The sequence below is a fragment of the Qipengyuania xiapuensis genome (genome assembly GCF_019711395.1).
Lineage (GTDB): Bacteria > Pseudomonadota > Alphaproteobacteria > Sphingomonadales > Sphingomonadaceae > Qipengyuania > Qipengyuania xiapuensis.
The window spans coordinates 640673-663693 of record NZ_JAIGNL010000002.1; the positions used below are offsets into that span (position 1 = coordinate 640673).

Genomic DNA, 23021 nt, shown 5'->3' on the forward strand with positions numbered 1-23021 from the left:
TGCTTCAATCTTCGATGTCGAAGTCTTCCGCGTCCAGCTCCTCGATCTCGTGCCCTTCAAAGCGGGCAGCGAGAACCGCAGCAGCCATGACGTGTCCCTTTATGTTCTTGACCAGCTCTTCGTGCGAAGCGCCCGGCATGAGCGTCATCGGTAGATCGAGAGCGAAAAGCTGGAATACGTAAGTGTGCTCGACGCCCAGCGGCGGGTCGGGCAGCAGCCATTCGGAATTGCCCTGTCCGTTCTTGCCAGTGCGCGGCGGGGCCTCGCCTTCAAACAGTGCGCCCTTCTGGCCTTTCAGCCCCCAGACGAGCCAGTGAACCTTGCCGTCGGTCGCATCTTCCACGACCAGCGCGAGTTCCTGGGTGCCGGGAGGCGGAGCAGTCCACTCTAGCGGAGGCGCGACGGAATCGTCCTCGATCGCGGTAAAGCTGGGATCGAGTTCGCCGCCGTGGCGGAATGCATCGCTGGAGAGCGAGAAGCCGGAGCGACCGAGTACTTTCTCATCGGCGACTTCGCCAATGGTCAGCGATGCCGAAACCTTTTGTCCGACTGCCTGCTCGACCCATGCAGGAACGCCCGTACCCAATTGCAAACTCCGTCCATTCCGGGCGCATATTACGCCCTGTGAACACGGAGCCTAGGCACACTGGCGGGCAGATGGCCATGCCACGGAGGCAAATTTGCACTGTTTTGGCCCTCAAACGGGCCTCTTATCCACCGAAAGCACCGCCCCCGGGGCCTCCGGAGGGACAAATTCCTTGCTCACCGGGAGTTCAGCGGGCAATTCTAGGGTGACAGTACGCCCGCAATGGCTGCTCGCGGGCACGGGAGAATTCACGATGAAACTGGGTCGCACCATCCTTTCCGCTACGCTTGCCGTGTCTCTTGCCGCTTGCGGCGGTGGGGACAGCAACGGTGGCAACTTCGCAGGAGGTGGCGGCGGGGGAGTCGGTGGTGGCGGCACATGCTCGCTTTCGGAGCGGCAGGACTGGGCCCTTTCGGTGCTGCAGGAATGGTACCTCTTCCCAACCCTGCTCGATACCAGCGTCAACAAGGCCAATTTCAACGACCTCCAGAGCTATATCGATGCGCTGGTGGCGCCGGCGCGGGCGCAGAACCGCGACCGCTTCTTCACCTACATCACCTCGATCGAGGAGGAGAACCGCCTCATCAACAGCGGCTCGAATGCCGGTTTCGGCATCCGCCTGATCTACGACACGGTGAACAACCGCGTGTTCGTGGCCGAGGCTTTCGAGAATGCGCCCGCTTTCCCGCAGGGCTTCGATCGCGGCACGGAGCTCCTCCAGATCAATGGCCAGACAGTCTCCTCGCTCATGGCGAGCGGCGGCCCGTCGGCCGTCAGCCAGGCGCTTGGCCCGTCCGATCCGGGCGTGACGCGCAGCTTCGTTATCCAGAACGGCGGCGTGCAAAGCAGCGTTACGGTCACCAAGGCAGAGTACGGGCTCGATCCCGTTTCGGACCGCTACGGCGTCGTCGTGCTCAACGACGGCACCGAGGATGTCGGCTACATCAACCTGCGCACCTTCATCGTGCAGGACGCCGGCCCGCAGCTGCGCGACGCTTTCCAGCAGTTCCGCAACCAGGGGATCGACAAGGTCATCCTCGATTTGCGCTATAATGGCGGCGGCCTGGTTTCGGTGGCCGAACTGCTCGGCGACCTTATGGCCGACGGTCTCGAGGGCCAGATTTTCTCCGAAACGAAGCTTCGCCCCTCCAAGGCATCCGAGGAATCGACCGACCTGTTTGCCAACCAGCCCGAGCAGATTGGCGTTACCAAGCTCGCCATCATCGGCCGCGGCGGCACAGCCTCGGCCAGCGAGCTCGTGACCAATTCGTTCATTCCCTATCTCGGCGCAAACATCGCGCTGGTCGGCGACAACACCTTCGGCAAACCCGTGGGACAATTCGCCTTCGACCGCTCGGCCTGCGACGACCGCTTGCGTGCCGTCACATTCCGCACGGTGAACGCCGATGGCCAGGGCGACTATTACGATGGCCTCGCCAGCGTGATGCCCAACACCTGCCGCGCGGCAGACGATATCTTCACCCAGTTCGGCGATCCGAACGAGGCCTCGATCTCGGTCGCGCTCGACTTCCTCGCCGGACGCACCTGCACTCCGATCTCGGGCAAGGACGACACGATCCAGGCACGCGGCGCAGAGCGCGTCCTGCTCCAGCCCGAGCGGCCCAATGTCGCGCAATGGGAAAACCCGGGCCTCTACTAGGAGCAAGGCCAGCCGCTTGACCGATCTCTCCTGAACGGGTCAAATCGAGTCATGCGGACCTATACGACCTTTGCCGAATTCTGGCCGTTCTACTTGCGCGAGCATTCCAAGCCCACCACGCGCGCCCTGCATTACTTCGGGACCACGCTGGTGGTCCTGATCGCGGCAGCGGCCCTCTGGACCGGAACCTGGTGGCTGTTCGCGGCACTGCCCGTGGCAGGCTATTTCTTCGCCTGGGCCGCGCATTTCGGCGTCGAGAAGAACCGCCCCGCGACTTTCACCTATCCGCTGTGGAGCCTCGGCGCCGACTTTCGCATGTGGTGGCTCTGGCTGACGGGCCGGCTCGGACCCGAGCTCGAGAAGGCCGGGGTCGTGAACTAGGCGAAAGCAGTCAACAGGGTCAGCGTGCCCAACCCGACCGAGAGCGGGACGCGCAACTGCATCCACCATTGCGGGGCGATCGCCGCAGCCCGTGCATCGACAGCAAGCGCCACCAGCAGCGCACTTCCGAGCATGACCAGAGAAGGCTCCGGCCAGCGCCAGCCGAGGGCAAGCGGGGCGAGGCAAGCGAGCGCAACGAGGCTGGGAAGCACGGCGGCTACCCACATCCAGCCGAGTGCTGCGCGCCTCTCCGCGGCAGGTGCGGTTGCCGCGAGCCCCCACCAGGTCCCGCCAAGGAAGCTCAGGATGAGCGCTGCGTAGAAGGCCGCTCCCGTCGATGCGACGAGGCGCCACTCCTCCGGTCCGAACCACGCGGCGAAGGCAGCGGCGATCTGGGGAAGCAATCCGGCGAGGCCCAGCAGGCGCGCCCTTTCAGGGACGTCACGCATGCCTCTGCCCTCCGGCCAGCCCCATCACGGGTTTTCCGGTCCTGTGAAGGGCTGCGCTTCGGTCCACGCGCAGCCGCTGCGCTGCTCGCCATCGACCATCAGCGTGGCGGCATAGGGATATGTCCTGTCGCTCATGCCATCCGAGCATTCCGTTGGGGTGATCGTGAGGTCGAAATTCGTACCATCCATTTCGCCGGAGAAAGCCAGCCCGTTGAACCCTGCGAACCGCTCCACCGGCACCTCCGTTCCCGTCTGGTTGTCCGGCGTGGTGTAGGTCATCGTCCCGTCGGCGATCTCCCCGCCCCAGAAGGGCTCGGTTCCAGTGAGGCGGATGGTCTCGCTTTCCGCGATCCCGTCGAAAGCTCCCACCTCGGGCTCCTCACCCGACTGGCAGGCGGCCAGCGCAAGGGCGCATGACAGCGCAAGAAGCGGACGGATCATGAGTTGCCTTTCGTGTGATGCGAGCGAATGAACTGCGCGGTCTCATCCAGCGCCTGCCGGCCTTCCGGAACGGGCAGCAGCATCCATACGTGGAACATGTCCGGATACTCCCGATAGACGTAGTCGCGAATGCCGAGCGCATCCAGTTTTGCGACCAGCCTGCGGGCATCGACCACGAGTATGTCCGACGTACCGGCAAAGATCGCCATCGGCGGCAATCCCTCGAGCGTGCCGAAGAGCGGACTGACCTTGTGATCGTCCAGAGGAAGCTGGCCGGCATAGGCCTTCCCGCAGGCTTCCAGTCCCGCAACCGAGAGCATCTTGTCCCGCGGCTCGATCTCTGCCTGCCCCTCGCCGGCGCCTGTTGCATCGAGCCAGGGCGAGAACAGCACGAGGCTCGCGGGCAGCGGGCCGCCGTCCTGCAGGATCACCTGGGCAAGCGCGAGTGACATGCCGCCGCCTGCACTGTCTCCCATGATCGTGATCGTCTCGGCCCCGTACCGCTCGGCAAGGTCGCCGTAGAGCGCGCGCATGGCGGGAATGGTCTGTGCCGCCGTCACTTCGGGCGCCAGCGGGTAGATCGGGACGGTCGCCGAAGCGCCGAGATCTTCGCACAACTTGGCCACCGAATCCCAGTGGACCGCGGCGATGTCCATCACGTAACCGCCGCCATGCAGGTAGAGCATGTGCGGGGCGCCCGGTTTCGCTCCGCCCTTCGGAGCGATCGTGACGACGGCATAGCCGTGCGCAGTGCTTTCGCTGATGTCGAGGCGCCGATGCCACTTCCCGCGCGGGCGGATCGGATCCTTTTCGCGCAGCTTTGCGATCCGCGCGTCCATCTTTTCGGGCTCGGAGAAGAAACGCTTGATGCCGAGCAGCGGCAGGGCAAGGTTGACGAGACGGGCGCGCAGGCTGGCGATGATCGGTTCTCCTGAATTGCGGGGAGAACCTAGCGTGCTTGCCTGCCCGTGCAAGCGGCTCAATTCGCGGCGTCAGTCCTTGCCGAAGAGACGCCCCATCAGGCTCTTCTTCTGCGGAGCGGCTTCTTCTTCCGGCTCGCTCTCGGCGACACGGCGGCGCAGGTCGAGACCGGTCGGCGCCTTCTCCTCGACCACTTCCTTGCGCGTGATGACGCTCGACGGGAGCATCTCGGGCATTTCCGCGCCGGCCAGCGCCTCGGCCGCAGAGCCAAGCGTTGCGCGCCATTCGATCCCGTGGACCATCATGACCTCGGGGCGCATGTCGACCATGCCGGCAAGGACCGGAATGCCGCCGGGAAGCGGTCGCGAACGGCTCGTGTGCTGCACCGCCTCGTGGAAGAGCAACGCGCGCCACCAGCAGGCCAGCACGTATTCGACATAGCGGCGCGGCGCATGGTCGGGCGCCTCGTCACGGAAGAAGTGGCGTTCCTTGTGGAAGACCAGCGCGGTATTGAGAGCGTCGAGCCCTTCGCATTCGAGGAAGACCTCGATGTCCTCGTCATAACCCGCCCAGGCAGGCCCTTCCTCGGCGCCTGCTTCGGCGATCATCTGGGCGGCACTCGCCTTGCTGAAGGCATAGGGCTCGTCGCCATAGATGCCGAGCAGCATGTAGGGGCGGTGCTCTTCGCCCTTGCCGAAAGCGGTATCCGGGTCATTGGCGATCGCAATGGTGACGCCGGTGATCGGTTCGCCCTCGTGGATTTCAACGGCCTCGGTCAGTTCGTCCCAGCCGTTGAATTCGATCGAGCGCACATTTGTCGACAGGCACTGCTGGGCGAGCGGGGTGTCGAGCGCTTCGAGCGACATCGCGAGGTACTTGCGCACATTTTCCAGATCGCCCTCGTGGAACGACTGCCGCAATTCGGCTTCCCAGGCGATCTCGCCTTCCTGGGTCGCAAACAGTGTTTGAAGCTCGTGCATCAAGGTATCCGTCGTCATGTTGGTCGCCCGCGGCGTTGGGGCCCTCTATACCCGGAATTGGTGGTCATACCATTAACTGTAGCCGTGAACCTTTGTCCGCCCCTTACCGCGCGCGGTTAAGGCGGGATGAAACAGGCTGGCCTGCGGCGGGCAGACTGCGCGGGAACCGGCGCTTGCGCGAAGGCGTTTATTGGGAAACGCTTTTGCGGAGAAACCAATGAAATACACCCCCCACATCCTGGGTGCGGTGGCGCTGGTAACGATTGGAGGCGCCCTCAGTGGCGCTGCGATCGGGGATATGCGCATGATCGAGCGCAGCCACACCGACACCCTGCCCGAAGCCCAGATGGTCAGAGCCGGGAACAGTGCCCTTCAAAGCGGCGAACGCCCGCCCGACCACTACGCGCTCGAGACACCCGAAGGCACGATCGAAGTGGGCGAACTGGCCCTGCACGGCAGGATGCGCAACTCGACCGATGGCATGTGGTGGGAAGGACGCCGCGAACGCCCGGCCGAACTCTCCGCGCGGTATGATGATTTCTACTCCGAAGCCGACGCTGCGCGACTGGCGCGCGAGGAAGCCCTGCTGGCCTTCACCGGCAGCCGCGCCGAATACCAGGTCCGCCGAGAAGAGGAAGCCGCGCGCGCCGTAGCAACCGAAGCTCTCGCGCAGGCCCGGTCGCAACCGGCGATGACCCGGGCCGAGGCGCCCATGGCGCTCGCCGAACCTGCAGAGATCGCGACACCCGCTCCTTCTGCCCGTGAACCGCGCAGGGGCAATGCCAAGACCATCGACGTTTCGGCGGCGCTGGCGGGGCAGAACTAGCGCCCTCCCCTTTCTACGACCCGCACACGAAAAAGGCGGCCCCGCGAAGGGCCGCCTTTTCCTTGTCTATCGCAAATGCGCTTACTGCGGCATCAGCACGGTATCGATGACGTGGATGACGCCGTTCGAGGCCGCTACGTCGGTCGCAGTCACCGTCGAGGTGCCGCCGGCCGCGTCGGTCAGGACGACATTGCCGTCGACCACATTGGCAGTCAGCGTGCCGCCACCCACGGTTTCGATCGTGTAGCCGCCTTCACCGGCATCGGTGATTGCCTGCGTCAGCGTGGCAGCGTCCACGTTGCCAGACACGACATGGTACTGGAGGATCGCACCGAGCGTCTCGGTGTCATTGGTCGTCAGCTCGGTCAGCGTCGCTTCGTCGATCTTGCCGAAGGCATCGTTGGTCGGAGCAAAGACGGTGAACGGACCTTCTCCCGAAAGCGTTTCGCCGAGACCGGCTGCCGTCACGGCGGTGACGAGCGTCGAGAAGTCTTCATTGCCCTGTGCAACTTCGACGATGGTGCCGGCTTCTGCTTCCGCATTCACGGCCGCGTCGGCGGCTGCAGCGTCGTCATAGGCTTCGTCGGCGGGCGCTTCGCTACATGCGGCGATTGCCAGCGAGGCTGCCGAGGCGAGCGCGATCGTGATCTTGTTCATGGTGTTTCCCTTTTGTCGGTAAATTCAAGCATTCAGACAGCCGGCTCACCCGGCTGGTGCTTCAAGATACGAACGCTGGGGCGCTGCGGATGTTTCGAATTTCGGCAACAATGTGTCGAGCCGAGCTAGTGCCGGGATGAGCCGTTCTTCGCACACGATCGCCACGAGGCTCAAATCCCTCGACTGGTGGGAAGGCCGTGAACACGGCGAACTGACGCCCTGAGACATTCGCGCCCCAGGGCAATCAGGGGCGTTCAGGGTAAATCACATCACCTTGTCGGGCCGCGGGTCGTGGCTGTGGCGGGCCTGCTTGCCGAAGTGCCGGTCGAGCCGCTGGGCGAGCGTCGAGGCAGCCTTGCGCGCGGCATCGTCAACCGTGGAGGCGCCTTCGGTGACGCCGATCGGCTTGCCGCCGCGCGGGCGCGCCTCGATGGTGCAGGCCTTGTCGTCATGCCCGTGCTTGTGGGCATTCTCGTCATGGACATGGATCTCGATCCGCGTCAGTCGTTCCTCGTAGCGCGCGAGCTTGTCCCGAACCTTAGCCTCGATCCTCTCGGCGACGTTCTCGGTGCCCATGACGCTGCTGTCGGAATTGAACTGGACCTGCATTGTGGGTTCTCCTCTTTCTGTTCTCTCACCCTCCGAGATGGGGAGTTTCGGACAGGATGGAAGGGCGGGAAAACGAATTCCCGCCCCTTTGAGAGATGAAACCGCGCTGCAGAAGGCTGCGCCCGGGAAATCAGTCCCTTCCGCCCACGGCGCCCAGGAACACAAGGTCGTTCGTGCCGTCGTTATTGATATCTTCGGCAAGACCATAGACCAGGGCAAATTCGCCTGCCTCGGGTCCGAAGAACGACCCGCGCAGCTGGAGCAGGCCATCGGCGGTCGCGATATCAGCGCTGATTTCGCCATCGTCCCCGATCGTTCCGGTACCGGTGTAGGGACCGTAGATCTTGTCGAGTGCGAAGGCGTTGGAATTCAGCGTTATGTTGAACGAGACTGTCTTCGCAGCGAAATCAGCGTCCATCTCGAATACGCTGTCCAGGTTCGTGAAGGAGCCCCGCACCCCTTTGCTGCCGTCGAATTCCCACGGCTGACCCCACCTGACGTCCACTTCGGGATAGGTCTTCTGTCCTGCCGGAAGATCGGAAGCGACAGTCGGATCGCCGGCTACACAGTAGGTCAGCGACGGTATCGTCCCCACGCCGACGATATCGGCAACGATCATGCGCGAGTAATCGTTCAGATTGCTTGGTCCGCCCGCGCCGTAAGCCGGCACGAACATCTTCAGCGATTCGAGGTTTCCTCCGCTCGGCCGGGTCTTGAGCCAGGAATACTGGTCCTCGTCCGGTCCCCATCCCGTCGTCCGATTGGCGCGCTGGTCGCTCGTCCAACTTTGCGAAAGGTTGTTCTGCGTGGAGATGCCGACCGTAAGGGCGGTACCGTCATAGGCGAGCGCCCCGCCAGCGCCGAAGCCCTGCGGGCCCGAAAGCTCGGGCATCGAATCCACAACCACGGGAGATGCGGTGAAGCAGGCCGTGTCGAAATCGACACTCCCGGCAATCGCGGCGAATTCCGTGTAGCTTGCCGGCGTGGGAGTCGGGGTCGGAGTGGGTGTAGGCGTTGGTGTGGGCGTCGGCGTAGGGCCTCCGCCGGTACGAGGAGGTGAATCCCCGCCACCACAAGCTGCAAGAGCGACACTGCACAGCAGTACAGGAAGAAACGAACGGACTTTATTCATTGGAATGCGACCCCCAGGTATTAAGGAGCCGCAGCCAATAATATCCAATACTTGGGCGTCAATCTGGACTTTTATGAATTCACAGGATTTTCAGGCGCGGCTCAAGATCTCGCCGGAAATCCGATCTCCCGAAGCCGGACTAAAGATGCAACCGCTTGCGCCAGTCGATGCGTGCCAGCAGCACCAGTGCAGCGAGCATCGCTACCTGGATCGCGATGCCGAGCGGACTGCTCAGTTCTTCGCGCAGCACCTCGCCCATGCTCGTGGAACGCACCCCCTGTGCCGTGTAGCCATAGATAGAATAACTCACGATACGGCCTGCAAAGAAGGCGGCGGTGAACGGCAAGAGACGCAGCCTCGTCAGCCCTGCCGCTTCGAACAATTGCGCCGAAGGGACCGGCGACAGTGCGAAGAGACCGAGCGCGAGCAGGCTGTTGCGCCGGCGCTTCTCCAGCGCCTCGCGCGCGGCATCGAGGTTCGCAAGTATCCTGTCCGACAGGTACCGCGCGCCCAATAACCGGGTCGCATGGGCCAGCAGGAAACGCCCGGTCGCAGCGGCAATCGCGCCGAGCAGCACCAGCGGGACAAGCTCGAGATCGCTGTTGAAGGCGTAGAGCGCGATGACCGACCAGGTAGGCGGCCCGAAGGCGGGCAGCAGGTTGATGCCCAGCACGAGGGCGAAGAAGATCAGATAGTCTGCCATCGTCTACTGGCCGCGCAGCCTAATGTATCGCTTCGCGGAAGTCGCCGGGTTTGCGCAGAGTCAGATGTTGCTCTGGTCCGGCGGTACCCCCTCGGGCAGCTGCGCCGCGCAATGCGGGTCCTTGGCGAGGCTGACATGGGCATCGATGCCGTAGCTCGTCATGCTGATCGATCCGAGAGCATGGCCTTCGAGCAGTGTCTCGACATTGGAGCCCTCCTCTGCCGCGATACCGGCGAGGTAGAGCAGCGGGAGGAAATGGTCGGGCGTGGGCACCGACATCGCGTAATCGGGATGTTCGCGCAGCTTGAGAATGTCCTCCGGTGCGCTGCGAAGCTGCTCGCCCGCCGCATCGTCGAACCTGCGACCCCATTCGGTACCGCTATCCGGCTTTTCCCACTCGACGCGGCGCAGGTTGTGCACCACGTTGCCGCTGCCCAGCACCATGACGCCTTCCTCGCGCAGCTTCGCCAGCTTGCGGCCCAGCCCGAAGTGATATTCGATCGGCCGCGTGGCATTGAGCGAGAGCTGCACCACCGGCACATCGGCATCGGGATACATGTGCTTGAGCACCGACCACGTCCCGTGATCGAGCCCCCACTGGTCGCGGTCGAGCCCCATCCACTCGGGCTTCACCAGCTCCTGGATGCGCCCCGCCAGCTCGGGATCGCCCGCAGCGGGATATTCGACATCGAACAGCTCCTGCGGGAAGCCGTAGAAATCGTGGATCGTGCGCGGCTGCGCCATCGCGGTGACTGCGGTGGCGCCGAAATACCAGTGCGCGGAAATGGCTAGGATCGCCTTGGGCCTGGGCAGGTTCCGCCCGATCGCCGCCCAGCCCTGCGTATAGCCATTGCTTTCGAGCGTGTTCATCGGGCTGCCGTGACCGATGAAAAGGGCGGGCGTTCGGGCCATTCAATGTCTCCAGTTGCGGTGGAGACTTAGGGATTGGCGGGGCGCTGTTGAAGGGGCGGGGAGGTTCCGATCACCCAAATTTCAGCGGAGTAGGAAAGTGTTACGACTTGCAAGTATAGTCTTACACCTTCAGTCTCGAAGAACTCATAGGGGAGCAATTTCTTGGAAGCGCTAGTCAATTCACCACTAGTATTTCTGGTGGCATTTGCGGTCGCGATATTGGTTCTCAAGGAACTGTTCGGCGGCAAGAAGCCCTATCGGCGCAAGGGGCGCTACAACAAGAAAACGAACTGGAAGAAGCAGGACGACCGTAATGCGCTGGCTGCCGACCAATTGCAGAAGGTTATGGCCGCCGATTTCAAACCGCGCAGCCTCCTGAATAGGTCTGAGGCCAATGTGTTCAGGGCGCTCGACGAAGCGGTGATTGCCCGTAATCCGGGTTGGCAGGTGATGGCTCAGGTATCGCTGGGCGAGTTCCTTTCATCGCCCGACAAGTCGGCCTTCTTCTCGGTGAATTCCAAGCGCGTGGATTTCGCACTGATGGACGAGAAGTGCTTCGTGCAGCACGCGCTCGAATATCAAGGTAGGGGCCACCACCAGGGCAGCGCCGCCGCGCGCGATGCGGTGAAGAAGGAAGCGCTGCGCAAGGCAGGCATCGGCTATCACGAGATCGTCGCCGGCCACACCACGCCGAGCGAACTCAGGGCGCTGGTGGAGAAGCTGGTTCCGGTGGGTTGATAGAGTATGCCCACGGCTCGAAACCTTCTCAGCCGCTCTTCCTTGGACGCAGCCATATCTCCACTTGCTTGAACACACCCCTAAGTCACCAACTTCATCCACGTCTCGCTGAGCGCAAACGGCGCGACCACTGCTTGGAACGCGATGAATACTGCGAGGGAAATCCAGCTTGCCTTGTGAACCTTGCCGAGGCGCAGCTTATCGGAGATAGGTAGCACCAGCACGAAAGCCAGATTGGCAGGTCCTACCAAGGCACCAATCAACTCGGGCTCGATCGGAGTGAAGTGCAGAAACAGCCGTCCGATGATAGTGCCAACTGCCGCATAGGCCGCCATGTACATGAAGCGCCAATGCCAGTCCGTTCGCTTGCGCAGCCAGACCGCCGCGACGAAAAAGCCGAGCATCAGCGGTAGGCTCTGGAACAGCCGGAAGGCTCCGCCGACGATATTGCTCACATCGCTTTCGGTCGTGGGGAAGGTGCCCAGTTGGACGCCGACACCGCTGAAAACGCTTAGCAACACGAGGCCCGCGCCCACCCAGCCAAGCGCCCGATGTGCCGCGAATTTCTCCCGTGCGATCAGCGATGGCTGGATGATGAAAAGCAGCGAGAAACCGAAGCCCGCAATGGCATGCGGGTGCATCCACATGTTCCACGAGGCTGGCGGATCATAAGTGCCCAGCGTCAAGGGAATAACATAGCGCGGCGCGAAGGCTGCAACCGTCATGACGAGCAACACGATCGCCATAATCCGAAGAAAACGCGCGTCCCGCTGCAGTTGCGAATTGTCCATATTGCCCCCAGCCATCGCGCACCCCCCAGCAGCTATGCACGCTTTAGGATGGGGCGACTACCCCTCCGGCAAGTACAGCTTCTCGCCCTTCTCGCGATACACTTCGCTCATCTCCTCCATGCCCTTCTCCGCTTCTGCAGCCTCTTCGGCTGAGGTCTCGGCACGCAAGTTCTCGGTCGCGAGATAGCTATCCGAGTTCTGCTTCGCCGCAAAATCCCGCACTTCCTGCGTGATCTTCATCGAGCAGAATTTCGGGCCGCACATGGAGCAGAAGTGGGCGGTCTTGGCGCCTTCTGCGGGGAGGGTCTGGTCGTGGTACTGCTCGGCCGTGTCGGGGTCGAGGCTGAGGTTGAACTGGTCGCGCCAGCGGAATTCGAAGCGCGCCTTGCTCAATGCGTCGTCGCGGACCTTGGCGGCCGGGTGGCCCTTGGCGAGGTCGGCGGCGTGGGCGGCGAGCTTGTAAGTTACCACGCCCACCTTCACGTCGTCGCGGTCGGGCAGGCCGAGGTGTTCCTTGGGCGTGACGTAGCAGAGCATCGCGGTGCCGTACCAGCCGATCTGCGCCGCGCCGATGCCGCTGGTGATGTGGTCGTATCCCGGCGCGATATCGGTGACGAGGGGCCCGAGCGTGTAGAAGGGCGCTTCGCCGCAAGCCTCCAGCTGCTTGTCCATGTTCTCCTTGATCTTGTGCATCGGCACGTGGCCGGGGCCTTCGATCATCACCTGCACGTCCTGTTCCCAGGCGCGCTTGGTGAGCTCACCCAGCGTGTAGAGCTCGGCGAACTGGGCTTCGTCGTTGGCGTCGGCGATACTGCCGGGGCGCAGGCCGTCGCCCAGCGAATAGGCGATGTCATAGGCCTTCATGATCTCGGTGATCTCGTCGAAGCGCTCGTAGAGGAAGCTCTCCTTGTGATGCGCGAGGCACCATTTCGCCATGATCGAGCCGCCGCGCGAGACGATGCCGGTGACGCGCTTGGCGGTCATCGGGACATAGGGCAGGCGCACGCCGGCGTGGATGGTGAAATAGTCGACGCCCTGTTCGGCCTGTTCGATCAGCGTGTCGCGGAAGATTTCCCAGGTCAGGTCCTCGGCAATGCCGCCGACCTTCTCCAGCGCCTGGTAGATCGGCACGGTGCCGATGGGGACGGGCGAGTTGCGGATGATCCATTCGCGCGTGTCGTGGATGTTGCGGCCCGTCGAAAGGTCCATGACGGTGTCCGCGCCCCAGCGGATCGACCAGACCATCTTGTCGACCTCGCTCGCCACGTCGGATGCCACGGCGGAGTTGCCGATATTGGCGTTGATCTTGACGAGGAAGTTGCGCCCGATCGCCATCGGCTCGGTTTCGGGGTGGTTGATGTTGGAGGGGATGATGGCGCGGCCGCGGGCGACCTCGTCGCGCACGAATTCGGGCGTGACGTAGTCGGGCAGCTCTGCGCCCCATGGCTGGCCATCGTTGCGCGCAGTGAGGCGGGCAGCTTCCTCGCGCAGCATTTCGCGGCCGAGGTTCTCGCGTTCCGCCACATACTCCATCTCGGGCGTGATGATGCCGCGGCGGGCGTAGTGCATCTGGCTGACGTTCATGCCGGGCTTCGCGCGCAGCACCTTCTTCGCGACATTGGGGAAGCCGGGGACGCCGCCCGAACGGTCGGGGCCGAGCTGGCCGTTGTCTTCCGGCTTCACTTCGCGTGCATCGTATTCCTCGACATCGCCGCGCGCGAGGATCCACTCGCGGCGCTTCTGTTCGAGACCCTTGCGGATGTCGATGGTCGCATCGGGGTCGGTGTATGGGCCTGAGGTGTCGTAGACGCGCACGGAGGGCTCGCCGCCCTCGAGATCGATCTCGCGCATGGCGACCTGGATGCCGCTGCCGCTCTTCGCGCCGACATGGACCTTGCGGCTGCCGCGAATGGGCCCGGTGGTGACGCCGATGTCGAATTTGCTGTTGATGTCGGCCATGCGAGTGCTCTCTCCATAAGGCGGAGGAAGAGCGGTATTGTCGCGCCGCTCCACTCCCTCCGCCGATGCTAATCGGTTCAGGTTCGACGGGTCGGCGGACTTCAACCGCCCTCTCAGCCTCATGGCTCCCCGGGGATGGCAATTCCCTAGGCTTCGCGCGAAGCCGAGTCCAGTAACGAAGCGCTATCCGTGCGTGCTTGCCGCCTGCCATTCGGCGATCGCATCGATCGGGAACAGCAGCATGATCACATTGAGCGTCAGCCCGTCGCGCACCACCACGCCTGCCACCACTTCGCCAATGATCGCGAGCGCTACGGTCCACTTCACCGGCAGGCGCAGCGCGAGCCAGAAACCGAACGCCATCCAGCAGATGTCGGCCGCCGAATTGAGCACGCTGTCACCCGAATAGCCGAAGTTGGCGGTGACCGAACGAAAGCGGTCGATCACAAGCGGCGTATTCTCGGCGACTTCCCACGCCGCCTCGAGGAATACCGCAAGCGGCAGGCCCCAGCGCTTGGCGGCATCCGCGCCGCCCAGACCTCGGCGCACGAACAGCCACCAGCCCAGCGCGTAGAAGATCATGCCGTGGATGATGTGGCTGGGCGTGTACCAGTCGGAGATGTGCTGGCTGTTGCCGGCGTCGTTGATCAGGCCGTGCCACAGCTTGACGTAGCCGCATTCGCAGATCGGCGGGCGATCCATGGCGAGCAGGACGAGGACGGCTGCGACAGTGATGCCGAGCGAGACGAATATCGCGGTGCGACCGGGTGCAAGCTTTCCCATCGCCACGGGAGTGACCCGCAAGCAGCCGATTGGCAAGCGCAGCAAGCAAATGAGAAGTGGATGCCCCGTGAGGATTCGAACCTCAATTGACGGAGTCAGAGTCCCATCGGTAGGGACATGGCCTCCGTTGAAAACCGCGAAAAACCGGGACGTTCGCGCCGCCATGTCGCAAATTTTCTGCACTGCGGATCAGTCGCGATCGGGAACATCATGTCGAAACGGCTGCGGATCTTCGCACGCTTTGTGACCAATTCTTGCCTTCGGCACCCTGAGCCACAACGTCGGCAACCGGCCCCAAAGCTGCCCGCCCGCTCCTTGCGCGGCGATGGCTCGGCGAAAGCGGCTTCAGATGGGTGGACAGCGGACGTGACGATTTGTCACGCCCTTAGCTCGTCGGGATATAAGACACGCGCGCATGGTGATGGCGCTGTCCCGGATCGGGGAGACGCGGCGAGCTCAGGAAAAACCAGTACTGCACGCCGTCGATCTCGACCGTCGAACCGTCCTCGTGCTGGAGCGGCCAGCAGTCCCACAGATCGCAGTCGGGCAGCAACGGCGTCACGTCCGATTGGCCGATCGCCGGCAGTTCGGCGGGCTGCCATCCGGGCCCGCAGAGCCACTTCGATGAGCCCATGGTCGGGGCGGGATCGGCTTGAGCCATCATCCAATACTCAATTATGTGCCCTGATCGTGACTTCGCCGAAGCCATGGAGCGGCTTGCCGTCGCGGTCGATTTCGCCGACAACCCGGTCGGCCTCGCTTGCTTCGCAGAACAGCACGATCGATCCGCCGAACCCGCCGCCGGTCATGCGCGCGCCGCCTTGCGCGCCGATGATTTCATTGAGCCAGTCCACCTGCGCGTCGACTTGGGGATGGCTCGCCTCGAACAGGTCGCGCATCGATGCATGGGCATCGCGCAGGAGCGAGCCCAGCCGCTCCAGGTCGCGATCGTCGATGGCGGCTGCAGCCTGCCGGGTTCGTTCGATTTCGCTGACAACATGGCGCGCCCTGAGGGCTTGGGTTTCGCCGAGCGCGGAATAATCCACTCCGGCCGGATCGACATCGCGCAAGCTCGCCACGCCGAGCGCTTCGGCTGCCGCCTCGCAATCGGTACGGCGGGAATTATAGGCGCCGTCGACCAGTTCGCGGGTGACGCCGGACTGGACGACGATGACGCTCCAGTCCTCAGGTAGTCCGACCTGCCGCCACTCGAGGCTGCGGCAGTCTAGCAGCATGGCCTTGCCTTCCTTGCCTGCTGCAACGACCATCTGGTCCATTATCCCGCAGGCGACCCCGGCGAAACGGTGCTCCACCTGTTGCGCAATCTGCGCGAGCCGTGTCGGTGAGTAGCCCATGGCCCCTGCGGCTTCGAGCAGAGCGCGCCCAATGGCGATGCACAGCGAGGCGGAAGAAGAGAGGCCCGATCCGCGCGGAAGGTCGCCCGCGATCAACAGGTCGAGGCCTCCGCCAACCAGGCCTTCCTCCTGAAGGAGATGCGCCATGCCATGTACGAGCGAGTGCCAACCGTCCTGCACCGGTGGCTCCTCGCCGGGATGGAACTGCAAGACTTCGTCGCCATAGTCGCTGGCGCGGACATCGAGCAGTTCGTCCTCGCGGCGCTTCCATGCGACTGCCGTACCCAGCGCGAGCGGCATGGGCAGGACGAGACCGTCGTTATAGTCGACATGATCGCCAATAAGATTCACCCGGCCCGGCGCGAAGGCAACGCCATCGGGTGAGGCACCGAAGCTGCGCTCGAAGCGGGTGCGGGCCGTCTCGATTGCGCCGCTCATATCGCCACCGCCTTGAGCCGTGCGGCGGCCTCCTCGGGCGTCAGGTCGCGCTGGGTTTCGGCAAGCAATTCGAAACCCACCATATGCTTGCGCACCGTCGCGCTACGCAGGAGCGGAGGGTAGAAATGCGCGTGCAGGCGCCAGTGGGCGCTGTCTTCGCCAAGTGCGTGCGGTGCGCCGTGCCAGCCCATCGAATAGGGGAAGTCGACCCCGAACAGGCCGTCGTATCGCTTGAGCAATCGGCCAAGAATGTGCGACAGGCTTTCGCGCGCGCGCTCATCCAGCTGTTCGAGCCGCGCGACGTTCTGTCTGGCCACCAGCAGCGTCTCGAATGGCCATGACGCCCAATGCGGGACGATGGCGAGCCACTCCTCGTTCTCTTCGACGACCCGTCGTCCATCCGAGGTTTCCGCTTCGATCACTTCGGCGAGGAGCGCCTTGCCGCGACTTTCGAAATGCTCGCGCTGGCGGTGCTCTTCCAGTCCGACCGATTGCGGCATGAAATCGCTCGCCCAGACCTGCCCATGCGGGTGCGGCGAGGAGGCACCCATCATTGCGCCCTTGTTCTCGAACAATTGTACATGCGCCCATTTCGCGCCGAGCTCTGCCGACAGGTCGCACCAGCATTCGACCACCGCCCGCCTGCCCGTATCGTCCATTCGTGCAAGCGTGTGCGAGTGGTTGGGCGAATAGCAGACGACCCGCGCCTCGCCGCGTGCCGGCATGGTCTCGAACAGCTCGCTCGCGCCCGCTTCCTCCCCATCGTCGAGCAGTGCGGGGAAGTCGTTCGGGAAGACGAAGGCCGCCGAATAGGCGGGATTGGCCTCGCCCCCGGTTCGCGTATTGCCAGGGCAGAGATAGCAGTCCGGATCGTATTCCGGCGCATCGGCGGGCGGCACGTCCGCTTGCTCTCCCTGCCATGGCCGCTTGGCCCGGTGCGGAGAAACCAGCACCCATTCGCCCGTAAGAAGGTTGCGCCGCCGGTGCGGCAGATCGCCGCCGCTCATGCCGCCTCCTCCAGATGGAATATCGCCACGCTTTCCGCCTTCTGGAGCGGCATCGGAAGGCCGCTCTCGGCAAGCCAGCTACCGCTGAACTCGACCGCTTCCTTGCCCATGCGAGTGAACAGGTCCGCACGCATCATTCCGTGACCTGCCTGTTCGCCGATGTCGAGCAGGCGGACCTTCCACGCCTCCCCAAGCGATGCGAAGGGCAGGCGAAGCGGCTGGGGCCTACGATCCTGCGGCGGCGAGGTGCGCACGCAGAAAAGCAGTTTCTCGCGCGCAGTCCCTTGCGCCTGCCAAAGCAGGTCGTCCGTGCCTTGGCCGAGGTCGACGCGGGTTCGGTGCAGCAGGTGGCGCCATTGTTTGTAGAAGCCGATCCAGCGCGCCAATTCCATGCGGTCCCCTTCGGCCAGCGCCTCGGGGTCGAGCTCGACGCCCAGATGCCCCATGCAAGCGATCGCCGCGCGGAAGCCCATGGCCTGGCTGCGACCGGTGGCATGCGCCGGGCTGGCGCCGACATGGGAGCCCATCAGTTCGGGCGGCAGGAAGGCGAGGAAGCCACGCTGCATGGCGACTCGCGCCACGGAATCGATATTGTCGCTGGTCCAGAAGCGGTGAACGAAGGGTGCGAGGCCCGCGTCGCTTCGCCCCCCGCCGCCTGCGCAGCCCTCGATCTCGACATCGGGATGCGCGGCCCGAAGGCGGCCGAATAGATCGTAGGACCCGCGCGTCTGGCCCGCGCCGCCCGATGGCGCATGGTCGCGGTTGTGATCCCACTTGAGGTAGGAGATCGGCGTTTCCGACAGGATCGCATCGAGCCGCGCGAACAGGTGGTCGCGGACGTCTTCGCGGCGCATGTCGAGCACGAGCTGGTTGCGCGCGGTGGGCCGCTTGCGTCCATCTGCGGCAAGCGCCCATTCGGGGTGGGCGCGGTAAAGATCGCTGTCGGTATTTATCATTTCAGGCTCGACCCAGAGGCCGAATTCCATGCCCATTTTGCGGACCTGCGAAGCGAGCGGCCCCAGCCCGTCGGGATACGTTTCGGGATCGGTTTCCCAATCGCCAAGCCCGGCGCGGTCGTGTCTCCGGCCCTTGAACCAGCCATCGTCGAGGACGAAGCGCTCGATGCCGATATCGGCCCCGGCCTGTGCAAGGCGGGCAATGCGATTAGCATCGTGGGCGAAATAGCAGGCTTCCCAGCTGTTGAGATGCACCGGGCGCGGCTTCATCGCGCCGCCCGGCCACTGGGTCAGCGAGCGCACTGCGGCATGCTGCTGCGCCATCGCGCCATTGCGGCCGCGCGTGGAAATGGCGAGGAACGCCTCGGGCGCGGTAAAGGTCGCGCCTTTTGAGAGGACCAACTCTCCGGGTGCCAGCGTGGCCTGTGCCGACAGATGCCAGTACCCCTCGTCGTCGCGCTCGACAGCGATTTCGCTATCGCCCGACCAGGCCAATTGCACCGCGTGGACAAGGCCGCGATGCCAGCCCGTGTCGGTATCGAGGACATAGGCTCCCGGAGGGCCGCCGTGGCCTGAAATGCCGCGCCGCGTGACGCGCTCCCAGCGATGCTCGGGCATGGCTTCGCGGCACTCTTTGAGTTCGGCATTATGCCGCCCGCGCCACGAGACGATGCTGTCCGAGCTTGCGTTGAGGGGAACCTGGATGCTTGCAAGCGAGGCCAGTACGACAGGGTCTTCGCCGAAGCTGGTAATCCTGGCAGAAAACCCGAAGGCGCCCCCGTCGATCACTCGGATGGTGAGCGCATGACAAATGGAGGAGACGTCGTCGAAGGACCTGACTTCGATCCGGTCATCGGCTTCCTCGACCTCGAAACGGGTCGGCGCAAACAGCGTGGCGGCGCCTGCTGGGTCCCGAAGTTCGACTGCAGCCGGACCGAACCAGCCCATGCCCGCCGGAGGTACAAGCGCTGCCGACAGATCGTGATCGGGCGCAAAGGAGGCTGGACCGCGGCATTCTGCAAGCGATGGAAGATCGCCCGGCCTCACCCGCGTGCCGCAATGGCGCCACAACACCCCGCGGTCCGGATCATGCTCCAGGACTATGCTCGCTTCGGGGGCGTTTAAAGTGACCAGCGACGGGCTCAAGGATCAGCCTCCGACCGGTTCGGCAATCAGGTCGTCTCCCGACCGCCAGCCTTCGCGCACCCAGAGGACGGCGAGCGCGGCCACGAACAGGCAGGCACCCGACACCCTCAGCACATTGCGCGGATCGCCGCCCAGCACGCCGTCGTAGAAACCGAGGCCGATGTTCACGATGCCGAGATTGAGCGAGCTCATCACGAAGGCGAAGAGCAGCATCGGGATCACGATCATCATGTTGAAGATGCCCATATAGACGCCCACGCGCTCGGGCGGGATCGAGTTGGAGAGGATGACGTAGGGATTGCCCATGATGCTGCCCCATGCAACCCCGACACCGACGATCGCCACGAATAGCAGCGCCTTTTCCTCGATTCCCGGCAGCACCAGCATGCTGACGCCGCCCGCGGCCAGGGCCAGCGCGTGTAGCGGACCGGCTCCGATCCGCTTGGCGATGGGGACCATGGCGAAGGCGGCGACAAAGGCTATGTTAACAGGGGCGCGACGATCACTTTGATGTCAGATGGGCTGAACATTTCGGCCTTTCATGTTGCATCCATGTTGCATGGAGCCACCGAGAGTGTGACGGATGCGGCGGTAATACAAGGGATTAGCTGCGCAACATGGCGCAACACGGGGAATTGGGAGTCAGCCCGCGAAGGCCTTGTTTTTGCTATGGAATAATGGATGCCCCGTGAGGATTCGAACCTCAATTGACGGAGTCAGAGTCCGTAGTCTTACCATTAGACGACGGGGCATCAGCTGCGGAGTGCCTGCGTTGAGAATCGCGTGGCGACCGCAAGAGAGGCCGCGCATCTAGTTTCGTGCGCGCGCAAGGTCAACCCCGCCGAGACGCCTTTGGCTTGCCCCTCGCGCTTTGCGTCGCTAGCGTTGTTCCCAGGTCCCCGTGCGAGGTGGTTCGCGCGGGAGGAATAACGAAAGATACCCCAATGGCGGATCAGGTTCCGCCGGACACAAAAAGGGGCCAGGAACACAAACGGGGCGGCACGTCCGGCAAGGTAGCCGATTTCCGCTACAAGCGCCCCTCCAGGCCCAATGGCAAAGGTGGCTCGGGCCGCGCCGCGAAATCGCGCGCCAAACAGGCCCCGGGCAAACCGGCATTCCAGCAAACCGAGCCCCCGCGCACGCGCCGTCAGGCCTATGCCGCACTCGACCTTGGCACGAACAATTGCCGCCTGCTGATCGCCCGCCCCTCGGGCGAGAACTTTACCGTGATCGATGCTTTCAGCCGCGTGGTGCGGCTTGGCGAAGGCCTCGCAGCGAGCGGACGGCTGTCCGACGACGCGATGGAGCGCACCCTGTCGGCATTGCATGTCTGCGCGGAGAAACTGCGTCGCCGCCATGTCCACCTTGCGCGCTCGGTCGCCACCGAAGCCTGCCGCAGGGCATCGAACGGTGCGGAATTCATCGAGCGTGTGCGCAAGGAAACCGGCATCGCGCTCGACATCATCTCCGCACAGGAAGAAGCCCGCCTCGCGGTCCTCGGCTGCCACGTGCTGCTCGAAGACGGAGCAGGCCCGGCGATCATTTTCGACATCGGCGGCGGCTCGACCGAGCTCGTGCTGGTCGAACCCAGCGGGGCCGTGCCGCGCATCCTCGACTGGATGAGCGTGCCATGGGGTGTCGTGTCGCTGACCGACACCATCACCGGTTCGGACGATACCGAGGAGCTGCGCCTCGATCGTTATCGCCGCATGCGCGAGACCGTGCTGAACAGCTTCAAGCCTTTCGCCAAGCGCATCCGCGAATACGCAAACGGGCCGGACCCTATCCGGTTGCTCGGCACGAGCGGCACGGTAACGACGCTCGCCAGCCTGCATCTGGAACTGCCGCAGTACGACCGGCGCGCGGTCGACGGGCTGATCGTCAAGAGCAGGCACATGCGCGACATTTCAGCGAAGCTGTCGCACATGAGCGGGCCCGATAGGCGCCAGCTGCCCTGCATCGGTGACGACCGTGCAAACCTCGTGGTCGCCGGCTGCGCGATCCTGGAAAGCATTCTCGACATCTGGCCCTCGGAAACTCTGGGCGTGGCCGATCGCGGGATCCGCGAGGGCATCCTGCGTAGTCTCATGGCCGCCGATGCCGACGGCGAACGCAGCCGTGCGGCCCTCCAACGCATGCGGGAGCAAGACGTATGAGCCGCTCGGGCAAGGACAAGGACACGCGGGTCCGCACTGCGAAGAAGCGGAGCGAATCCTCCACGCGATGGCTGCAGCGCCAGCTCAACGATCCCTACGTGAAGCAGGCCAAGGCCGACGGCTACCGCAGCCGCGCGGCCTACAAGCTGATCGAAATGGACGAGAAGTTCGGCCTGCTCAGGGGCGCGAACAGGATCGTCGATCTCGGCATTACGCCGGGCGGATGGAGCCAGGTCGCACGCAAGGTGAAGCCCAAGGCGCATGTCGTGGGTATCGACCTGCTCGAGACAGAACCGATCGAGGGCGTGACGATCTTCCAGATGGATTTTATGGACGACGATGCGCCGCGCGTTCTCGAGGAAGCGCTGGGCGGCAAGGCCGACCTCGTGATGAGCGACATGGCCGCCAACACGGTCGGCCACAAGCAGACCGATCACCTGCGCACGATGGGCCTCGTCGAGGCCGCGGCATGGTTCGCCGTGGAGAACCTCGAGAAGGGCGGGACCTTCCTTGCCAAGGTGCTCGCCGGCGGGACCGACAAGGACCTGCTCGACCTCCTCAAGAAGCACTTCAAGACGGTGAAGCACGCCAAGCCGCCCGCCAGCCGCAAGGGCTCGAGCGAGTGGTACGTCATCGCGCAGGGCTTCAAGGGCTAGGACACAAAAAACCCCGCTCGAAGGCGGGGTCTTTCGTTTGACTGTCGAAGCGCAGATCAGTCGACCTTGGTCGCGCCCTCGTTGTCGCCTGCGGCATTGGCCGATGCGACCGGCTCGTCTGCGGCCATTGCGCCTGCTGCTTCGGCTTCGCTCGGCGCTTCGCCTTCGACGCTAACGCCTTCCTCTTCGCCTTCGGCTGCGGGAGCCGCAGGTGCGGGCTTGGCGGGTGCCCCGCCATAGGTCGACATGAATTCCATCAGGTTGGCGCGATCTTCAGGCTTGGAGAGGCCTGCGAAGCTCATCTTGGTGCCATTGGCGAAGCCGCGCGGGCTGGTCAGCCAGGCGTCCATGTTTTCCCAGCTCCATTCGCCGCCATGGCCAGACAGGGCCGAGGAATAGGCGAAACCTGCGGCGTGGCCGCCAATGGCCGCTCCCATCACACCGTAAAGGTTCGGACCAATGCCGTTCGCGCCGCCCTGATCGATCGTGTGGCAGGCGGTGCACTTGGCGAACACGCGCTCGCCCGCAGCAGCGTCGGCCGAAGCCAGCAGCGTGCCGAGGTCGGGACCCGCATCGGCGCCGCCTTCTTCTTCCGCACCTTCGACGAAATAGCCCCAGTCCTTGTCCTCGGGATATTCATTGCTGTCGGCATGGAAATACATGCCGGCACCGATCGAAGCGCCGAGCGCGACGATGCCCGAGAAGAGAACCCAGCCGGAAGCGGTGTTGAAACGATCGTCCATTGCGTGATTGCCTACAAGAATCCGTGTGATCTGATA

25 protein-coding genes, 1 tRNA gene and 1 riboswitch are annotated in these 23021 nt (G+C 63.9%); of the genes, 6 read left to right on the forward strand and 20 right to left on the reverse strand.

Annotated features, from left to right (window positions below; genetic code table 11):
• Window positions 1-4: 4 nt before the first annotated feature.
• Window positions 5-586: a YbhB/YbcL family Raf kinase inhibitor-like protein gene (locus tag K3163_RS12345; RefSeq protein ID WP_221427620.1), complete on the reverse strand. Its 582-nt coding sequence runs from the start codon at window positions 584-586 to the stop codon at window positions 5-7.
• Between the two features lie 253 nt (window positions 587-839).
• Here K3163_RS12345 and K3163_RS12350 point away from each other — a divergent pair, with 253 nt between their 5' ends.
• Both K3163_RS12350 and K3163_RS12355 read left to right on the forward strand, forming a co-directional pair.
• On the forward strand, window positions 840-2246 hold the full coding sequence (locus K3163_RS12350) for a S41 family peptidase (RefSeq protein WP_221554410.1): 1407 nt from the start codon (window positions 840-842) through the stop codon (window positions 2244-2246).
• 51 nt (window positions 2247-2297) lie between these two features.
• Window positions 2298-2627 (forward strand): Mpo1-like protein, encoded by a 330-nt coding sequence (locus K3163_RS12355; RefSeq protein ID WP_221554411.1) that lies wholly within the window; start codon window positions 2298-2300, stop codon window positions 2625-2627.
• On the opposite strand, the gene K3163_RS12360 is transcribed toward K3163_RS12355, so the two are convergent.
• Genes K3163_RS12360 through K3163_RS12375 form a run of 4 tightly spaced genes read right to left on the reverse strand, consistent with a single transcriptional unit; the run spans window position 2624 to window position 5436 of the window.
• Window positions 2624-3076, reverse strand: coding sequence for a DUF3429 domain-containing protein (locus tag K3163_RS12360; protein ID WP_221554412.1), 453 nt, complete (start codon window positions 3074-3076; stop codon window positions 2624-2626). The genes K3163_RS12355 and K3163_RS12360 overlap by 4 nt on opposite strands.
• Before the next feature lie 24 nt (window positions 3077-3100).
• Window positions 3101-3517, reverse strand: coding sequence for a COG3650 family protein (locus K3163_RS12365; protein WP_221554413.1), 417 nt, complete (start codon window positions 3515-3517; stop codon window positions 3101-3103).
• A complete protein-coding gene (locus tag K3163_RS12370) occupies window positions 3514-4500 on the reverse strand; it encodes an alpha/beta hydrolase (protein ID WP_247712672.1) in 987 nt (328 codons plus the stop codon). The genes K3163_RS12365 and K3163_RS12370 overlap by 4 nt, the downstream gene beginning before the upstream one ends.
• A 9-nt stretch (window positions 4501-4509) precedes the next feature.
• Entirely contained in the window at window positions 4510-5436 is a 927-nt protein-coding gene (locus K3163_RS12375) for a hypothetical protein (protein ID WP_221427616.1), read from the reverse strand.
• 199 nt (window positions 5437-5635) lie between these two features.
• Between K3163_RS12375 and K3163_RS12380 the strand changes: the two genes are divergently transcribed.
• Window positions 5636-6244 (forward strand): hypothetical protein, encoded by a 609-nt coding sequence (locus K3163_RS12380; protein WP_221554414.1) that lies wholly within the window; start codon window positions 5636-5638, stop codon window positions 6242-6244.
• An 81-nt stretch (window positions 6245-6325) separates the two neighbouring features.
• Here K3163_RS12380 and K3163_RS12385 read toward each other — a convergent pair whose 3' ends face one another.
• The 5 genes from K3163_RS12385 to ygiD form a co-directional block, all read right to left on the reverse strand.
• A complete protein-coding gene (locus tag K3163_RS12385; RefSeq protein ID WP_221427614.1) occupies window positions 6326-6901 on the reverse strand; it encodes a fasciclin domain-containing protein in 576 nt (191 codons plus the stop codon).
• 264 nt (window positions 6902-7165) lie between these two features.
• Window positions 7166-7510, reverse strand: coding sequence for an HPF/RaiA family ribosome-associated protein (locus K3163_RS12390; RefSeq protein WP_221427613.1), 345 nt, complete (start codon window positions 7508-7510; stop codon window positions 7166-7168).
• A 130-nt stretch (window positions 7511-7640) separates the two neighbouring features.
• Entirely contained in the window at window positions 7641-8411 is a 771-nt protein-coding gene (locus K3163_RS12395) for a transferrin-binding protein-like solute binding protein (RefSeq protein WP_221554415.1), read from the reverse strand.
• 370 nt (window positions 8412-8781) lie between these two features.
• The gene (locus K3163_RS12400; protein WP_221427611.1) at window positions 8782-9345 is read right to left on the reverse strand and encodes a hypothetical protein; all 564 of its coding nucleotides are present in this window, start codon (window positions 9343-9345) and stop codon (window positions 8782-8784) included.
• 60 nt (window positions 9346-9405) lie between these two features.
• Window positions 9406-10257: a 4,5-DOPA-extradiol-dioxygenase gene (ygiD, locus tag K3163_RS12405; RefSeq protein ID WP_221554416.1), complete on the reverse strand. Its 852-nt coding sequence runs from the start codon at window positions 10255-10257 to the stop codon at window positions 9406-9408.
• 198 nt (window positions 10258-10455) lie between these two features.
• Here ygiD and K3163_RS12410 point away from each other — a divergent pair, with 198 nt between their 5' ends.
• A complete protein-coding gene (locus K3163_RS12410; RefSeq protein WP_345719735.1) occupies window positions 10456-10995 on the forward strand; it encodes a DUF2726 domain-containing protein in 540 nt (179 codons plus the stop codon).
• Window positions 10996-11075: 80 nt separating this feature from the next.
• Here the strand turns inward: K3163_RS12410 and K3163_RS12415 are convergent, their stop codons facing one another.
• From K3163_RS12415 to K3163_RS12455, 9 genes are all read right to left on the reverse strand, one after another.
• Window positions 11076-11801: a hypothetical protein gene (locus tag K3163_RS12415; protein WP_221554418.1), complete on the reverse strand. Its 726-nt coding sequence runs from the start codon at window positions 11799-11801 to the stop codon at window positions 11076-11078.
• 42 nt (window positions 11802-11843) lie between these two features.
• Window positions 11844-13745 (reverse strand): phosphomethylpyrimidine synthase ThiC, encoded by a 1902-nt coding sequence (gene thiC / locus K3163_RS12420; protein WP_221554419.1) that lies wholly within the window; start codon window positions 13743-13745, stop codon window positions 11844-11846.
• A gap of 36 nt (window positions 13746-13781) precedes the next feature.
• A riboswitch (TPP riboswitch) is annotated at window positions 13782-13887 on the reverse strand.
• Between the two features lie 41 nt (window positions 13888-13928).
• Window positions 13929-14528, reverse strand: a complete 600-nt coding sequence (locus K3163_RS12425) for a DUF2585 family protein (RefSeq protein WP_221554420.1) — start codon at window positions 14526-14528, stop codon at window positions 13929-13931.
• Window positions 14529-14913: 385 nt separating this feature from the next.
• Window positions 14914-15192, reverse strand: coding sequence for a glycoside hydrolase family 68 protein (locus K3163_RS12430; protein ID WP_221427604.1), 279 nt, complete (start codon window positions 15190-15192; stop codon window positions 14914-14916).
• Window positions 15193-15199: 7 nt separating this feature from the next.
• Window positions 15200-16321 carry a galactokinase gene (gene galK, locus K3163_RS12435; protein WP_221554421.1) on the reverse strand — a complete coding sequence of 374 codons (1122 nt, stop codon included), beginning with the start codon at window positions 16319-16321 and terminating at the stop codon, window positions 15200-15202.
• Window positions 16318-17328, reverse strand: a complete 1011-nt coding sequence (locus K3163_RS12440; RefSeq protein WP_221554422.1) for a UDP-glucose--hexose-1-phosphate uridylyltransferase — start codon at window positions 17326-17328, stop codon at window positions 16318-16320. The genes galK and K3163_RS12440 overlap by 4 nt, the downstream gene beginning before the upstream one ends.
• Window positions 17325-19430, reverse strand: a complete 2106-nt coding sequence (locus K3163_RS12445) for an alpha-galactosidase (RefSeq protein ID WP_221554423.1) — start codon at window positions 19428-19430, stop codon at window positions 17325-17327. The genes K3163_RS12440 and K3163_RS12445 overlap by 4 nt, the downstream gene beginning before the upstream one ends.
• A 3-nt stretch (window positions 19431-19433) precedes the next feature.
• On the reverse strand, window positions 19434-19889 hold the full coding sequence (locus K3163_RS12450) for a hypothetical protein (RefSeq protein ID WP_221554424.1): 456 nt from the start codon (window positions 19887-19889) through the stop codon (window positions 19434-19436).
• Between the two features lie 219 nt (window positions 19890-20108).
• Window positions 20109-20182 (reverse strand) — tRNA-Gln (locus tag K3163_RS12455).
• A gap of 192 nt (window positions 20183-20374) precedes the next feature.
• Between K3163_RS12455 and K3163_RS12460 the strand changes: the two genes are divergently transcribed.
• The gene (locus K3163_RS12460) at window positions 20375-21586 is read left to right on the forward strand and encodes a Ppx/GppA phosphatase family protein (protein ID WP_221554425.1); all 1212 of its coding nucleotides are present in this window, start codon (window positions 20375-20377) and stop codon (window positions 21584-21586) included.
• Window positions 21583-22242, forward strand: a complete 660-nt coding sequence (locus tag K3163_RS12465) for an RlmE family RNA methyltransferase (RefSeq protein WP_221427598.1) — start codon at window positions 21583-21585, stop codon at window positions 22240-22242. Before K3163_RS12460 ends, K3163_RS12465 begins: the two co-directional genes overlap by 4 nt.
• A gap of 56 nt (window positions 22243-22298) precedes the next feature.
• On the opposite strand, the gene K3163_RS12470 is transcribed toward K3163_RS12465, so the two are convergent.
• Entirely contained in the window at window positions 22299-22985 is a 687-nt protein-coding gene (locus K3163_RS12470; protein ID WP_221427597.1) for a c-type cytochrome, read from the reverse strand.
• Between the last annotated feature and the right edge of the window lie 36 nt (window positions 22986-23021).